Raw genomic sequence first — 14,485 nt, 5'->3', positions numbered from 1 at the left:
GCGACTCCGACTCCCGCCCTTCCATCCGGCTGGCTCCTTATGGTCGCCCGCCGTACCCCTGAGTGCCTGTTGTTTGCTTCCGGTACCGTCAGGCACGACAGCACCGGACCGGGAGCTTTCGCCGCAGGCAGCCCCATGCCTGTACCTTTGTCGTTCAGAGGAGAAGGACGGGCCTCCCAGGTTCCTGGGAAACCCCTGTATGGACATGCCCTGCTCTTCGACCCCGGCGGCCCTTCCCTGCCAAGCCATACGGCAGGGTCGTGTTGCCTTCCAGCATTTGAAAACTGTCGGCGACTGCCACTACCACAATTTCGGGGCTCTATCACACGGCCTATCCACTCGCTGTGTACGCTTCGCAGCGGCGGTTACCCGACACCACGCAACACTCGCTGCCGGCTGGTGGCTAGCCTTGGCCGGGTGGGACTTTCACCCACTGGGTTTCACGACATCCTTTCCACCTTCTCGGTTTCCCGGATGTCCAGGCTTTGCCTGGCGCACTCAAAACAGTGCAAGCACATTTTCACGCCGCAGCCGCAAACTCGAAATTCCTCGGCTTCTGATAGCCTGGTTAGAAAGGAGCTGGCACCTGTCGTACTCCATCTGAATACATGACACATGCTGCTTGGCGGCTAATTATGCCGTTCAAGGAATGCGAAATACGCTAGCAACCTAAACTACCTTTCTTTCTCCTCGTGCCATTGCTGGAAATATTTAGAACGTCCGCGGGCCGACTGAACCCTTATTTCGAGCCACGAGGGTCGCTAGCAAAAGGCTGGGGTAAACCCGGCCTTTTCACTATTAGCGCATTGCTCACTCCCCGTTTGGGTCTCCCGCCAAATACGCCTGGTAAAGGTCATCAAACAACATATCTGTATGTTGTAGTAGGGCATCATCGTCGTCACAACGCTCTTTAGCCCCGGCCAGCATGAGTTTTAACCCTACGGCCTCCGGCACAGGGGTGCCCCCCACATCCAAGTAGTGGACTAGCTCCGCAATCCTGCTCAAGCCTGCCTGTGTCTCAAGGCTAAAACTCGCGAGCAGCACTTCAAACGTGACCTTGTCATCAACATGGGTGAAATGAGCTCCATCAAAATCAAACCCCAGCGCGTCTGTCGGACACTGGCTCGGATGCTCAAGCCACACGAAGCGAGCCTCGGGATCAATAAAGCGCTTGATCAACCAAGCCGATGCCAGCCTATCCACCCAAGGGCGACGGCGCGTGGCCCACCATCTCCCGCGAAATGCAGAGTGATCAAGCCGTGGGATCTCGGCTTGGATCGGCTGGGGCTCGTCTGGCACAAAGCAACGATTAAAGACGGTCTCCGCATCTGCCAAGGCCATAACGGCGCGCTTGCTTTCTGACCCTGGATAAAAATCGATCTCCACAATGCCTTGTAAACGTCGCTGCAACTGGGTCAATTGACGCTGCGCTTCTCGCTCCTCCAACTGAGGGCAAGCCTGCTGCCAGTCAACCACTGCCGCTCGTAAGGCTTGAAAATCTGGCGTTCGATCAAAGAGCGAAGGCAACACATCGACGCTATCTATGGCAGATTCTTCTATCTCGATCAGCAGCGCGTTACCTCCCAGCTCCCGAATAGCGCCGACTTGTAACTCCAGCGCTTCCCTTCGCGAGGGGCTAGCAGGCAGTAAGTAGACACCATCTCTGAGTACCACGGCACCTAAACTACGAAGTGCCCGCCAGACCCTCATACGGGGTGTGCCCGCCCGCCCACTGAGGCGCATGATCAGGATTAACCAGTGCTGTACGTTATCTGTCATACCGCCTCTTTCGTTGTATGTATAACCCCATTGTTATACATTCTACAAAATAACACCCCTGACATCGTTAAAGAGTGTGCCATGCCGCCCATCATTGAGTCGCCCCATCAAGTACCGTTCCGTGAGGCCGTTAGGGTCTGGTTACGAATCGCACTATTAAGCTTCGGCGGCCCCGCCGGTCAGATAGCGGTGATGCATCGCATACTCGTTGAAGAAAAAAAATGGATTGGCGAGCGCCGTTTTCTGCACGCGCTTAACTACTGCATGATGCTGCCGGGGCCAGAAGCGCAACAGTTGGCTATCTATATCGGTTGGCTGATGCATCGTACCAAAGGTGGCTTGGTCGCGGGCAGCCTCTTTGTGCTACCTGGTTTCATCGCCATTCTGGCCCTGAGCTACCTGTATGCCGCCTTGGGCAATGTGGGAGCCGTTGAAGGGCTCTTCTTTGGCCTAAAAGCGGCGGTTCTAGCCGTGGTGCTTAACGCTGTCGTCCGTATAGGTAAAAGGGCACTGAAAAATCAGATAATGCTTGGCATCGCCGCTGCCGCGTTTGTCGCCATCTTCTTTTTTGAGGTAGCGTTTCCGCTGATTATTCTAGGCGCGGCCCTTCTGGGGTATTGGGGAGGGAAACGTGGCATGACGGCCTTTCAGGTAGGAGGTGGCCATGGAAATGCCGACGAGTCAGTGCTTAGCGACCGAGACTCCCTACTGGGCGAAGGGCTGCCTGCCCATGCACGCCCCAATCGCCAGTGGTCGCTACGTATGTCAGGCACGTTACTTCTATTGTGGTTAACGCCGGTGGTGGTGCTCTTGGCCCTATTCGGCGGCGAGAATGTGTTCAGTCAGCTCGCATTCTTCTTTAGCAAGATGGCGGTGGTCACCTTTGGCGGTGCCTACGCGGTGCTAGGTTACGTCACTCAAGAGGCGGTGCAAAATTATGGATGGTTGGCACCGGGCGAGATGCTGGATGGCCTGGGCATGGCGGAGACGACACCGGGCCCGTTAATTCAAGTCGTGCAGTTTGTTGGGTTTATGGGCGCTTATCGTGAGGCCACAGGCCTTGATCCTATGTTGGCCGCAACGCTCGCCGCATTGCTGACCACGTGGGTAACGTTCGTACCTTGTTTTCTTTGGATATTTTTAGGGGCTCCCTATGTGGAGCGTTTACGTGACAACCGCGCCCTCAGCGCGGCGCTGTCCGCCATTACCGCTGCGGTCGTCGGGGTTATCCTCAACTTAGCCATTTGGTTTGGACTTCACGTTATCTTCGCTGACGTAGGCGAAAGGCACGTGATGGGAGCGCGACTTTTAGCGCCGAACTTAGCGTCCCTCGATTTACTGGCGTTGTTACTGGCGGCAGGCGCCATGATCGCGATTTTTCATTTCAAGGTTGGCATGCTCAAGGTGCTGTTTGGCTGTGCGTTACTCGGCGTTCTAGCCTCCCTGGTTAGCTTCTAATTACCTCACACTGTCAAGCTTGCTAGAGCCCACTTGAGGGCAATATCCCTCCGCCAGCTTTATCAGATCATGATGGCCATCGCGTATGGTGGTTATCAATGACAAATACATGTCGATGCGAGCCTGGGGAATGATGGTGGAAATGGCGATGAGGTTCCGGCCCCTCCCACCCTTCATGCTCGTGCTGATGATGTTCATCGTGGTAGTGCCGGTGGGTATGGCTTATGGGGATGTGCTCGTGCTCAACAATCATCGGGTCACGTCTATGCCAGATAAGAGCTGTGAGCGCCGTTGCCGCCAGGGCCACCGTTCCCAGCAAAGCAAACGTCCCCTTCAGCCCAAGGTTCACCCCCAGCCAGCCTGCCAGCGGATAGGTGACCAGCCAACAGCTGTGTGACAACGAAAACTGGGCAGCAAACAGCGCTGGACGATCCTCGGGCTGGCATGAGCGCTTGAGCAGGCGCCCGGTGGGGGTCATGACCAATGAGGCCCCTGCGCCCAGCAGTAACCATAGCCCGACAAGCCCCGCAAACGATGGGCCTAGCCAGCCCAGGTAGAGGCTGAGAGCCATCATAACGCCACCCAGCAGCATGACCGGCCGTTCGGACACCCGATCCAGCACCTTGGGCAACAGTAAGGCCACTAGCATGGAGCCCCCGCCTGCGGTGGCAAAGGCCAGGGCTACCTCTTTCTCGCCCAAACCCAACACCGAGCGCACGAGCACTACCGTGTTGACGATCTGCATGGCCCCGGCGGCTGATACCGCCAGGCTCAACGCCAGCAGCCCGCGCAGCCGGGGCGTCTTTAGGTAAATTCGCGTGCCATGGGTAACGCGACGCCAAACGCCGGGAACATCCTCTAGGGCAAGAGGCGCAGGCAGGGTCACCGATATCACCAGGGCGGCAGAAATAAAGAAGGCCAATGCGTTGAGTACGAACAGGACATCAAAACCCATCACCATCAGCAATGCCGCCGCCGCCATCGGGCTAAGAAGGTTTTCTAAGTCATAGGCGAGGCGCGACAGGGATAATGCTCGCGTGTATTGCTCTTCGTCTTCGAGAATGTCAGGGATCGTCGCCTGGAAAACGGGTGTAAAGCCTGCTGAACAAGCATTGAGCAGAAAGATCAGCACATAGATCTGCCACACCTCGGTAACAAACGGCAGCGTGCAGACCACGGCCGCACGCAGCACGTCCAGGCTAACCAACAAGGTGCGCCGAGGCAGGCGTGAGGCATAGGCGCCGACCAGTGGGGCAATGCCCACGTAAGCGACCATCTTGATCGCCAGCGCGGTGCCGAGCACGACCCCCGCCTGACCCTCAGCAAGGTGATGAGCCAGTAATGCCAGAGCAACCGTGGTCAGACCGGTACCAATCAGTGCAATGACCTGAGCAAAAAAGAGATGGCGATAGACGCGATGGGCGAGTACATCGAGCATAGAGCGTTCCTCACGTGAGGGGAGCTTAGATGCATTTACAGGTAGCGGGCAATGGCCTTGAACTCTTCAGCCCGCTCCCGCTGCGTTTGATCCTGAGAGCCCAAGGCATCCTCTAGGCAGTGATCGATATGATCTAAAACCAAGGCACGTTTGGCCTGTTGAATAGCCTTCTCAACCGCATGGAGCTGCTGGGCAATGTCCAGACAGTGGCGACCATCCTCTATCATCTGCGTCACGCTCGAAAGGTGCCCCCGAGCCCGGTTCAAGCGCTTGATGATGTCAGGATGTGACTGGTGAGTATGTATTGTCATTTTCTTTCCCTTATTCTATTCCTATCCCCCTGGAGGGGATGGTAATCTATTGCCGCTATGCGGCGCTACCGCGTAAGTAAACTGTTATTTACCTTTTTTATCGTCAATTTTTGTCCTGGTTGATTTAAATGCTCCATCGGCTGCGCCACCGCCTTGGCTATCTGAGCCTACTGCTGCTGTTTTTGCCTAGCCTGGTGCTTTCCAGTGTGGGCGAAGCGAGTGCGCATGGCGCAATGAGCATGATTGGCGTTGAGTCATCTCACCAAGAGAGTGTGCAGAAGGGCCATGGGCATGCCCATGGGCATAAGCACGATGACGGTCGACATCTCTCTCATGAGAGCGGCAGTCACTTCCACGAACAAGCGGATCGCTTGGGGGCGGGCCTTGTCATCGCTCCGAACGTCCGTCATGCCCTGCGGCTAGGCGAACGGCGCGGTTTACCCCTGCGTCGCGCCTACCGATTGGAGCGACCACCACGGCCAGTTGTCGCTTGATAACTGGGGCCATCCTTCGGGTGGCCAATACTAATGTCAGACCCGTGGAGGTTACATGTTTCCATCCCAAGTAAGGGGTGCGCTCGGCTTGCCTATGATGGCCCGACGCCACGCCTTAGCCTTTCTAACCCTGCTGTTAATGCTACTGGGAGCCAGTGGCGAAGCGCTTGCTCACGCGGTGGCTGAGGGTGACAAGGGCTATATCCAAGAGATCTATGGTGTTCATTTGATCTCGTTTATGTATCTCGGTGCCAAGCACATGGTAACGGGGTATGACCACATCCTGTTTTTGCTAGGGGTCATCTTTTTCCTCTACCGAATGCAGCATATCGCCATTTACGTCAGCCTCTTTGCCATCGGTCACTCGACGACGATGCTGTTAGGGGTGTACTTCAATATCGGCATCAATAGCTACCTAATTGACGCCATCATCGGACTCTCCGTTGTCTACAAGGCGCTCGATAACATCGGGGCGTATCAGCGCTGGTTCGGCTTTCAGCCCAACACCAAGGTCGCCACCTTGGTGTTCGGTCTGTTTCACGGCTTTGGCCTGTCGAGCAAGATCATTGAATACGATATCTCGCCTGATGGTCTCGTCCCTAACCTCCTGGCATTCAACGTAGGCGTAGAGATCGGCCAGCTACTGGCATTGAGCGCCATTCTCATTGTGATGGGCTTCTGGCGACGCACGACCGGCTTCTTACGCCACGCGTATACCGCCAACGTCGCCATGATGTGTGCTGGTTTTATGCTGGTGGGTTATCAACTGACCGGCTATTTCATTGCCTAATTGAGGGAGTCCCTAATGTATAACACTGACCTTCCAACCCGTGCCGAACTACCGTCAACGGGTAAGTTACTTCGCTCTACGCTGATGGCCGCCGTTATTGCCGTCGCTTTGCTGATCACCGTCGTGCTGCCTGCCGAGTATGCCATTGACCCCACCGGTGCTGGGCGCTTGTTGGGGCTGACTGAGATGGGGGAAATCAAGACCCAGTTGGCTGAGGAAGCCGAGCTTGACCAGGCCAACGATCAAGCCATGGCCCAACAGGCGTCTCAACCCTCGGCATCTCAAGAGGCGAGTAGCGATAGCCAGCCTGCGACGGCAAGCGATGCTGGTTCTCAGACCGCCACGTCACAGGCAGAGATGGCTCCCCAAACAGCCAATTCAGCCCCAGCGAGTGATCCAGTCGCACCTTCGCCCGCTGAATCTGAAAGGATGATGACCGACGCCAGCGTCGCGCTAGCGGAGGCATTGGCTTCCGAGGAAGCCGCTTCCCAGGCGACACAAGCGGAAGAAGCGTCCCCATGGCGTGATGAGGTGAGCTTTACCCTGACGCCAGGGCAAGGCACGGAGTACAAACTCACCATGCAAGAAGGGGCGGTTGCTACCTTTGCTTGGGCATCAGAAGGTGGCCCTGTCAACTTTGATACGCACGGTGATGGCAATGGAAATTCCATCAGCTACGAGAAAGGACGTGGCGTACCCGAGGATGAGGGGGAGCTAGAAGCCGCTTTCACTGGCAATCATGGCTGGTTCTTCCGTAACCGCAATGACAACGATGTGACCATTGTCTTGCGCGTGGACGGAGATTATGGCGAGTTAGTGAAGGCCCTTTAACGGACTAGCCCCTAGTGCTCTCTAGAGTGCTAGGGGCTTCATGACTGTCATACATCGTTAAACAATTAACGCACTTTATACTCAAGAGCCTTGATACCAATAGCATCTGTTTCAGCCAAAAAAAGAAGCTTTTTTGAGAGCTACCACATTGGGCAGCTCTTGCTTTACCTCCCGTATCACTACAAATACCCCAACTCCGCAAATGACTGGCACCCTTCGCTCGCCACCACTACGTGATCAATCACCTTGATATCCATTAGCTCCAAGGCTTCCTTCAGGCGCTCTGTGATTCGCCTATCTGAATCGCTGGGTTCCGGGTCACCACTGGGATGGTTATGAACCAAAATGACGGCAGCGGCGTTGTAGGCCAGCGTGGCTTTGAGCACTTCCCGCGGATAAACGCTGGCGGTGTCGATGGTGCCCCGAAAAAGCTCCTCGAAACGGATAACCCCGCCTTATTCATGAGTATGCTGATTGAGCATCGCGAAGCCCCAGGTTGCTGGCACCGACTCCCAGCAGCCGTATTTGCGGTGTGAGTACCTGCCGATATATACCCAAATAGTACGGTTTCTTTGTTGCTATATAACCTTCAGTAATCGATTCCGGCCATCAGGGCAGCCGTGATCGCCAGCCATCGTGATGGCCGCCTTGCGCTTGGATCGGTTGTGATATCAACCGTGTATCAGCTCAGTGCGGTCAGCTTCGGTAGCCCCTTAAGCAAGGTGGGCCACCATTTGTCAGCGGCATCGCCAAGGTGAACAGTGATGCGCCGGGCGTGTAGCGAGATAGTGGACGCGATCTTGAGCACTTGCTCGCGCATCCGGCTCAGGCTCCAGCCTTGGTGGGTTTGCCGCTCCAGGAGGCAGCGCAGTCCATGCAAGACCTGGTAGGCGTAGAGACTCAGTAGCAGGCTCACTTCGTTGCGGGCCATCACCTCTTGAACGGTGGAAGCGCCGCGGTCGGTCGAGGAGAGATGCACGTCGAGTGCTGATTTCACCTCGCCCATGTGCGCCTCGGCACTACCGCGCTTACGGTAGAGCGCCAGAACCTTCTCCGGCGGCCAGTCGAACTGGCTGAGATTCGTGACCAGGAAGAAGGCATGCAGCAGTAGGTCATCGGGACGTTCTTGGACCACCAGTACCACGCGCCTTGGCGTCGGCCAGGTGCCGGCTTGGTACGCCAGGTCATGGCACCATTCACGAGGCTGCTCAGGTGGTCGACCACTCGGTCGCTTGAGATAGGGCGCTGCCAGCTTCTGCAGACCTGTATGGCTACGCAGCCGACCCAGGTACTCGATGTCGCGCTCTTCCAAGGCCTCCAATGTCGCATTGTCAGTGAAGCCAGCGTCGATGCGCACTCGCACCTGGGCACCGGTGCTCTCGTTGAGTCGCCGTACTAGATGAGGGATCCAGGTGTCGGCATCCTCGGCTGGGCCCTGACGGATCCCCACGAAATAGATAAGAAAATCAGGATGATATGATTGAAAAGGCCTGCATGGGTCGGCATGTTGTTAATCGCCAAACCAACAATATGCCTAAGGAGACCCATGCAGGCCCCTCGATTCTTACATACTCTGCTGACCTCATCACTCCCCCTGGTCCATGCCAAGCGCCTGCAGGCGCTGCTCGACACGGTGGGTGCCCTGCTGGGCGAGCGCCGCCTGGGCTTGACCGCCCTGGGGCGTGCCTTGCCAGGGCCAGTGGCTACCAAGCACACCATCAAGCGAGTCGATCGGTTGCTGGGCAACCCTCACCTGCATCAGGAGCGTCCCCTGTTCTATTGGCTCGTAAGCCTGCTGATTAGTACATGACCCGCCCGCTGATTCTGGTGGACTGGTCGCCGATTGATGACCGTGGCAAACGGTTCTTGCTGCGCGCCGCGGTGCCCTTTGCCGGGCGCTCGCTGCCAATCTTCGAGAAAGTCCACCACAAGGATGGCTGCCAACACTGTGAGGCATACTTGTTGGCCGCTCTGGCCGAGATACTGCCTGACAACGCCACGCCGATCTTGGTCACCGATGCGGGCTTTCGTAATCCCTGGTTCGAGGCGGTTGAGGCACGTGGTTGGTACTACGTCGGCCGGGTGCGTAGCCCGGTTCGCTGCCAGCTGCCAGGGCAGGCGTGGCAACCTGTGTCAGACCTGTTTCCGCAAGCGACATCGGTACCGCGGGCGCTGGGTTCCGTGCAAATTGCTGAGAGCAATCCACTGACCACCCGCATGGTGCTCTACCATCGGCCGCCGCAGGGGCGCAAGCATCGCAACAAGCGCGGACAGGTCTCCCAGGACAGCCGCAGCCGGGCGATTGCCCAGCGCCAGAAGGAGCCCTGGGTGCTGGTCAGTAACCTACCGGCGCGCTCAACGCTGGCGGACAAGTTGGTGGCCATTTACCGGCAGCGCATGCAGATTGAAGAGGGCTTCCGCGACGTCAAGAGTCCCCAGTTCGGGCTGGGCTTCGGCATGCATCAGTCTCGCCAAGGCAAGCGGATCGAAATCCTGCTGCTGATCGCGATGCTGGCCAATGTCGTGGTGATGGTTGCCGGTCTTCAAGTCCGAGACAGCGGGCAACAGCGACGCTACCAGAGCAACACGATCCGTCATCGGAACGTTCTCTCCGTGTGGCGTTTGGGACTGGAGTGGCTGCGACGTCATTGTGTCGGTGCTGTCCCATGGCCCTCTTGGAAGACAGTTCTGACGAGCCTCCAAGGGGAAGTCAAAGAGCAGGCCTTATGCGATGGATAGCAAAGTTCGTGGGGATTCCTCAGGATTAATTGACCACTTCAGCCGTCAAGGGCAAAGCAATCGTCACTCGTAAACCACCCAGTGGGCTTCGTTCAAACTGAGAGTGACCTGAGTAGCGGACGATTAACTGTGCAAGAATCGAAAGGCCTAAGCCGTAGCCAGGACGGCGCTCATCCAGTCGTGTACCACGCTCTCCCAGGCGTGAAAGTTCCTCTTCTGCAACGCCCTGACCATCATCATCAATAGTTAGCGTAAGTGCAGTTACAGTGACTGCAATATCGCAAAGAACGCGCCTGCTCGACCATTTTCCTGCGTTATCAAGCACGATGCCTAATATTTCTGAAAAATCGTGAGATTCAATGGGAACTTGTTCTTCCTCACGTGCTGAGTGAGTCAGGTCGAACATACGCTCAGGATAGAGGCTACGGAACATCTCAATCAGCCGTAAGCTATCACGAGTAACGTTGGCCATTCGTCCCACATTAGGGCCTGCAATACGTGAACGACGCAGCTCCGCATCCAACTGGGCGTTAATGTCTTCAATACGGCTGAGTAGTTTATGGCGCCGGTTGTCATCAATAGGCCGGTTGCCACGCAGTACTTGAGTAACGGCTGCCAGCGGTGTTTTTAATGCGGTGATAGGTTGGCGACCGATTCTCGCGAGCGCTTCAGACGAAGATCAATGTCGTCCATGAACCAGTTCAACTGGTCGACTAATTCATCTAGCTCCGAAGGGGCTACTAATGACAAGCGATCACGTTTGCCTGATCGCAATGCTTCAAGTTGTTGGCGCAGTTGCCAGAGTGGTATGAGTCCACGGTTAACCGCTAGCATGTTGAGTATGATGAGCATCCCTAAAAGCACGGCGGCGATCCCACCGACCCACCAGTGTAAAGTTGCAAGCCCTGATTCTACTTGGGAAAAATCCTCGCCCACCAATAGCACACCCTGCGTGCCCTGCCACTCAAAATGGCGGCGATAGACGAGCATGTGCTGTGTTCCGCGATTCACATCTATTAGGGCATCGCCGCTCTCATCTAGCAACGGAGCCAGCTGTTGCTGCCATTGCGGGTCAGAAGCGCTGACCGAGCCATTGAAACGGAGTACGTAGAGATGATGAAAGACTTGATAGCCTTGGCTAACCGAGTCGAGCGCAGTCGGTACAGCCGTTTGGTCTTGCTCTAGCTGCGCGACCGCGTGGTTTGCTTCACGTTGTAAGCGTTCACCTAAAAAATCCCTTGCCAGGCTCTGTAAAAAGATCCCGTGCAATAGCCACGTGGTGACCACCACCAGTAGCGCGACGCCGCCTAACCATGCGAGTAGCCGAATGCGTAAACTGCGTCTATCAATGTGAAGCAAAGAAATACCCCTGACCACGTCGCGTTTGAATGACTGATTTACCGAGATAACGGCGCAGACGAGCGATGTAGACTTCCACCAAGTTAGGTGCGGCAGCGTCCTGATCCAAGGCGTAGAGCTGCTCTAGTAGCTGATCTTTCGAGTGAATACGGTCTGGATGAAGCATTAAGTAGCGCAGTAATCGAAACTCCGTTGCTGTTAGCGAACGCCACGTTTCTCCTTCTAAGCACACGCGTTGACCCGCCTCATCCAACGAGACACCGTTAAGCGTAATCACATGAGATAACTGACCAGACTGCCTACGCAACAAGGCCTTCAGGCGAGCCATAAGTTCGGCTTCGTGGAAAGGCTTGGTGAGATAGTCATCGGCTCCGGTTTCAAGTCCGATAACTTTATCTTCCCAGGTATCGCGCGCCGTCAAAATCAAAATAGGCGTACTGCGCTTCTGCTTGCGCCAATGAGCGAGAAGATCTAACCCCGACCCATCGGGCAAACCGACATCTAAAATAGCCAGCTCATAATCCTCGGTTGCCATCAGCGACTTGGCCGCTTTCAATGAAGCGGCCAAATCAACCAGGTAACCGTTGTCCTTGAGACTCTCTGCCAAGCTTTCTGCTAACAAATCATCATCTTCGAGTAGCAACAGTTTCATGGGTCTGCGTCAGATTAGAGAGAAAAATTACCGTACATGCCGGATTCATAATGACCAGGAATGTTACAGGCATACTCTAGCTCGTTAACATTGTCAGGGACACTCCATAATAAAGTCCCGGTTTCACCAGGCGCAATGGTGACACCTGCCATGTCCATGCTGGCCATATCGTGACCGCCGCCGTGTGACATATTCGACATATCGTGGCCTCCGCCGTTGGCCATGTTTAGCATCATTTGACGATGTTCTTCTTGGGCTTCTTTGCTACCAATCACAAACTCATGTTCTAAATTGCCGGTGTTGGTGATTTCAAATTTAACAATTTCACCCGCCGCCATTTCTAGCGTTTCAGGGTCGAACCACATATCGCCAGCATCAAGAGTGATCGTGCGGTCAACGTCAGCGTCGGTCAGGCCACTGTCACCGCCGCCATGGCCGGGCGCAGCCCATGCCGCGCTTGTTACTAGGCTTAGTGAAAGAGCAAGCAAAGGAGTTGTTAAAATGGTGTTGCGCATGGTCATTTACCTCAAAAGGGTTGTTGTCACTGCTTATTTATACGGTGTTAACCTGAAACGAGCCTGAACCCAGCGGGCAGAATATGATCCATAGCAACTTTTCATTGTTCACAAGGTTACAAGGCTTGACCTTGAGGTAGCCCTAGAGTCGTAAACTTAGGGAGCGTTAACAATTAGGCCAGCCATATGACGGCGGATACAAGGTTGAGTAGCGACTGGTAGTTTCTCGCCAGTCGCTCATAGCGTGTTGCCAGCCGCCTGAACTGCTTGATTTTCTGGAAGAACCTTTCTACCAGGTTGCGATCCTTGTAACAGTGCCAATCTATCTCGGGGCATTCCAAGCGATTCTTTCTCGGCGGAATCACCGGCTCGGCGCCCACCGCTCGAATGATGTCCCTCAAAGCGGTGGAATCATACCCCTTGTCGCCAAGCACCGCCGCTGGAGAAAAGCCCGCCAGTAACGCTGGGGCGGCTCCGTACTCAGACGCTTGGCCCGGTGTGAGGATTAGCCGTACCGGGTTGCCGAGGGCATCGACCGCCGCGTGGATCTTGGTGCTCAATCCCCCACGCGATTTCCCCATGGCTTCGGTGCTCTGAGCCGTTTTTTTGCCGCCCCATGCTGATGAACTTTGACGATACTGCCATCTATCATCAGCTGCTCCATGTCGGGATCATCGGCTAATGTGTCGATAACCTGCTGCCAGACCCCCTTCTTAGACCACCGGTTATAGCGCATGTAGACAGTGTGCCAGCGACCGAAGGCGTCGGGCAGATCACGCCAGGGAGCGCCTGTCCGGGCGATCCACAGGACGGCTTCCACGAACAAGCGATTGTCCTTGGCCGTCACCCCGCGATCTGAAGCTTTGCCGGGGAGCATGTGCTCGATGCGCTCCCATTGGTCATCACGTAGCATTAGCCGAGGCATAGATCACCGAAAAATGCTGATATTCTAAATCAGCCCGATCTCCATCAGCAATTGTTAACGCACCCTAGGACGTAATTTCTAACTGACTTGATCGGAGGCTTACCATGATGAATGCCGATTGCTTAGCTTTTATGAGCTCAATGGGCTGGTACGGCTGGCTGATGCCGCTGTTTTTTCTTCTGCTCGTAGGCTTAGGTATCGCGTCGCTCGCAAAATACTTGTTTAGCCACACAACGAGGGCAGGCCGTTCATGAAACATCTTAACGCTACTATTCTATCAATTGCTTTGGCTCTCGGGGCTACATCGGCTCAGGCTGCACTGCCGGACGAAGCTACACTGTACAAAAATCCTCAGTGCGGATGCTGTGATGAATATGCTCGCCACTTGGAAATGCTGGGAGTCGATGTAACCATTGTCGATAACGTTGAGCTCGGCGATATCAAACAGAAGGCTGGCGTCCCTTATGGTTTGGGGTCGTGCCACACCATCGAAATAGGTGACTACTGGATTGAAGGGCACGTGCCGATGGAAGCGGTCGAGGCATTATTTGAAGAACAACCTGACATAGGTGGGATCGGCCTAGCAGGGATGCCCATTGGTACACCAGGCATGCCAGGGCCTCAGGGTGAGCCTTACGAAATCTATATGTTCACTGACCACAAAGACGATTCGTTTATGACTCTGTAGTAGATTTTTTGATGTCATTACTAGGCTCCCTTGTCCTGCATGAGGTGCTGGCTAAGCTCCTCATGTATTTGACACTAAAAGCCACTTAAGACGGCTAGTGGGAGTCGATGATGGTTTTATAAAGCAGGCAGCCAGTAGCTCACACCGTTCATGGTCACCTGTACCCCGTCTCCTGAAAGCTCTATGGTCTGACGACGTAGTGCTTTTTTGGACAATTTCTTGTCATGAAAATATTCCATGGCTGTGACGATCCATTGCTCCCTCCAGCCCTCTCCTTGATCAGCACACTTCGCCATTTTCATCATGGAGCGAGCCAACTTTTCTTTCCGCCGTTTTCTTACTCGCTTCTCATCCACTCTAGGGGCTAGTGTGGTGGCATGTTGGCGATTTAAAAAATTGGTAAACCCCGTCACCGAGGCTGCTTGTCCGGGCACCGCCTGCAAATAGTTGTCCACATCACCCTGTTGAGGTAGCCGCTGCCCCTCCCGGTCTGAACCGCCCCGGTT

Annotated in this window: 14 protein-coding genes and 3 pseudogenes; 6 read left to right on the top strand and 11 right to left on the bottom strand. The window is 55.3% G+C overall.

All coding sequences use genetic code 11. The annotated features are described in order from the left end of the window. Window positions 1-810: 810 nt before the first annotated feature. Entirely contained in the window at window positions 811-1,779 is a 969-nt protein-coding gene (locus tag KVY02_RS18070; RefSeq protein WP_081195072.1) for a chromate resistance protein ChrB domain-containing protein, read from the bottom strand. An 81-nt stretch (window positions 1,780-1,860) separates the two neighbouring features. Between KVY02_RS18070 and chrA the strand changes: the two genes are divergently transcribed. After that, a complete protein-coding gene (chrA, locus tag KVY02_RS18065) occupies window positions 1,861-3,237 on the top strand; it encodes a chromate efflux transporter (protein WP_218314076.1) in 1,377 nt (458 codons plus the stop codon). 67 nt (window positions 3,238-3,304) lie between these two features. Here chrA and KVY02_RS18060 read toward each other — a convergent pair whose 3' ends face one another. Then, window positions 3,305-4,675, bottom strand: coding sequence for an MFS transporter (locus KVY02_RS18060; protein ID WP_218314075.1), 1,371 nt, complete (start codon window positions 4,673-4,675; stop codon window positions 3,305-3,307). 35 nt (window positions 4,676-4,710) lie between these two features. Further along, complete coding sequence (locus tag KVY02_RS18055) at window positions 4,711-4,986, bottom strand: metal-sensing transcriptional repressor (protein WP_081195078.1); 276 nt, start codon at window positions 4,984-4,986, stop codon at window positions 4,711-4,713. 549 nt (window positions 4,987-5,535) lie between these two features. On the opposite strand from KVY02_RS18055, the gene KVY02_RS18050 reads away from it, so the two are divergent. Together KVY02_RS18050 and KVY02_RS18045 are read left to right on the top strand one after the other, a co-directional pair. Further along, complete coding sequence (locus tag KVY02_RS18050; protein ID WP_218314074.1) at window positions 5,536-6,270, top strand: HupE/UreJ family protein; 735 nt, start codon at window positions 5,536-5,538, stop codon at window positions 6,268-6,270. Window positions 6,271-6,354: 84 nt separating this feature from the next. Then, the gene (locus KVY02_RS18045) at window positions 6,355-7,101 is read left to right on the top strand and encodes a hypothetical protein (protein ID WP_256357538.1); all 747 of its coding nucleotides are present in this window, start codon (window positions 6,355-6,357) and stop codon (window positions 7,099-7,101) included. 179 nt (window positions 7,102-7,280) lie between these two features. Here the strand turns inward: KVY02_RS18045 and KVY02_RS18040 are convergent. Beyond that, window positions 7,281-7,550 (bottom strand): annotated as a pseudogene (locus tag KVY02_RS18040) (JAB domain-containing protein); the annotation flags it as partial. Window positions 7,551-7,783: 233 nt separating this feature from the next. Further along, window positions 7,784-8,536: pseudogene (locus KVY02_RS18035) on the bottom strand (transposase); the annotation flags it as partial. 111 nt (window positions 8,537-8,647) lie between these two features. Here KVY02_RS18035 and KVY02_RS18030 point away from each other — a divergent pair. Then, window positions 8,648-8,911 carry a hypothetical protein gene (locus tag KVY02_RS18030; protein WP_218314072.1) on the top strand — a complete coding sequence of 88 codons (264 nt, stop codon included), beginning with the start codon at window positions 8,648-8,650 and terminating at the stop codon, window positions 8,909-8,911. After that, window positions 8,908-9,840: an IS4 family transposase gene (locus KVY02_RS18025; protein WP_218314071.1), complete on the top strand. Its 933-nt coding sequence runs from the start codon at window positions 8,908-8,910 to the stop codon at window positions 9,838-9,840. The genes KVY02_RS18030 and KVY02_RS18025 overlap by 4 nt, the downstream gene beginning before the upstream one ends. 25 nt (window positions 9,841-9,865) lie before the next feature. Here KVY02_RS18025 and KVY02_RS18455 read toward each other — a convergent pair whose 3' ends face one another. The 5 genes and pseudogenes from KVY02_RS18455 to KVY02_RS18005 all read right to left on the bottom strand — a co-directional run bounded on the left by KVY02_RS18455 (window position 9,866) and on the right by KVY02_RS18005 (window position 13,243). Further along, window positions 9,866-10,312 carry an ATP-binding protein gene (locus tag KVY02_RS18455; protein ID WP_229800894.1) on the bottom strand — a complete coding sequence of 149 codons (447 nt, stop codon included), beginning with the start codon at window positions 10,310-10,312 and terminating at the stop codon, window positions 9,866-9,868. Window positions 10,313-10,467: 155 nt separating this feature from the next. Further along, on the bottom strand, window positions 10,468-11,199 hold the full coding sequence (locus KVY02_RS18450; protein WP_016915530.1) for a HAMP domain-containing protein: 732 nt from the start codon (window positions 11,197-11,199) through the stop codon (window positions 10,468-10,470). After that, a complete protein-coding gene (locus KVY02_RS18015) occupies window positions 11,186-11,851 on the bottom strand; it encodes a response regulator transcription factor (protein ID WP_009288249.1) in 666 nt (221 codons plus the stop codon). Before KVY02_RS18015 ends, KVY02_RS18450 begins: the two co-directional genes overlap by 14 nt. 14 nt (window positions 11,852-11,865) lie before the next feature. Continuing rightward, the gene (locus tag KVY02_RS18010) at window positions 11,866-12,366 is read right to left on the bottom strand and encodes a cupredoxin domain-containing protein (protein ID WP_016915529.1); all 501 of its coding nucleotides are present in this window, start codon (window positions 12,364-12,366) and stop codon (window positions 11,866-11,868) included. 173 nt (window positions 12,367-12,539) lie between these two features. Further along, a pseudogene (locus KVY02_RS18005) lies at window positions 12,540-13,243 on the bottom strand (IS5 family transposase). 298 nt (window positions 13,244-13,541) lie between these two features. On the opposite strand from KVY02_RS18005, the gene KVY02_RS18000 reads away from it, so the two are divergent. Continuing rightward, complete coding sequence (locus KVY02_RS18000) at window positions 13,542-13,979, top strand: DUF411 domain-containing protein (protein WP_016915528.1); 438 nt, start codon at window positions 13,542-13,544, stop codon at window positions 13,977-13,979. A 116-nt stretch (window positions 13,980-14,095) separates the two neighbouring features. On the opposite strand, the gene KVY02_RS18445 is transcribed toward KVY02_RS18000, so the two are convergent. Next, window positions 14,096-14,434 (bottom strand): hypothetical protein, encoded by a 339-nt coding sequence (locus KVY02_RS18445; RefSeq protein WP_229800893.1) that lies wholly within the window; start codon window positions 14,432-14,434, stop codon window positions 14,096-14,098. Window positions 14,435-14,485: the final 51 nt, after the last annotated feature.

The sequence above is a fragment of the Halomonas sp. 18071143 genome, from assembly GCF_019211725.1.
Lineage (GTDB): Bacteria > Pseudomonadota > Gammaproteobacteria > Pseudomonadales > Halomonadaceae > Vreelandella > Vreelandella stevensii.
The sequence above is the reverse complement of the archived record's forward strand: the minus strand, read 5'-3'. Positions and strand labels throughout refer to the sequence as shown.

What these genes read in the sequence shown, in the direction of transcription:
- KVY02_RS18070 (WP_081195072.1), bottom strand. Translation starts at nt 1,779, where the DNA reads ATGACAGATAACGTACAGCACTGGTTAATCCTGATCATGCGCCTCAGT.
- chrA (WP_218314076.1), top strand. Translation starts at nt 1,861, where the DNA reads ATGCCGCCCATCATTGAGTCGCCCCATCAAGTACCGTTCCGTGAGGCC.
- KVY02_RS18060 (WP_218314075.1), bottom strand. Translation starts at nt 4,675, where the DNA reads ATGCTCGATGTACTCGCCCATCGCGTCTATCGCCATCTCTTTTTTGCT.
- KVY02_RS18055 (WP_081195078.1), bottom strand. Translation starts at nt 4,986, where the DNA reads ATGACAATACATACTCACCAGTCACATCCTGACATCATCAAGCGCTTG.
- KVY02_RS18050 (WP_218314074.1), top strand. Translation starts at nt 5,536, where the DNA reads ATGTTTCCATCCCAAGTAAGGGGTGCGCTCGGCTTGCCTATGATGGCC.
- KVY02_RS18045 (WP_256357538.1), top strand. Translation starts at nt 6,355, where the DNA reads ATGGCCGCCGTTATTGCCGTCGCTTTGCTGATCACCGTCGTGCTGCCT.
- KVY02_RS18030 (WP_218314072.1), top strand. Translation starts at nt 8,648, where the DNA reads ATGCAGGCCCCTCGATTCTTACATACTCTGCTGACCTCATCACTCCCC.
- KVY02_RS18025 (WP_218314071.1), top strand. Translation starts at nt 8,908, where the DNA reads ATGACCCGCCCGCTGATTCTGGTGGACTGGTCGCCGATTGATGACCGT.
- KVY02_RS18455 (WP_229800894.1), bottom strand. Translation starts at nt 10,312, where the DNA reads ATGGCCAACGTTACTCGTGATAGCTTACGGCTGATTGAGATGTTCCGT.
- KVY02_RS18015 (WP_009288249.1), bottom strand. Translation starts at nt 11,851, where the DNA reads ATGAAACTGTTGCTACTCGAAGATGATGATTTGTTAGCAGAAAGCTTG.
- KVY02_RS18010 (WP_016915529.1), bottom strand. Translation starts at nt 12,366, where the DNA reads ATGCGCAACACCATTTTAACAACTCCTTTGCTTGCTCTTTCACTAAGC.
- KVY02_RS18000 (WP_016915528.1), top strand. Translation starts at nt 13,542, where the DNA reads ATGAAACATCTTAACGCTACTATTCTATCAATTGCTTTGGCTCTCGGG.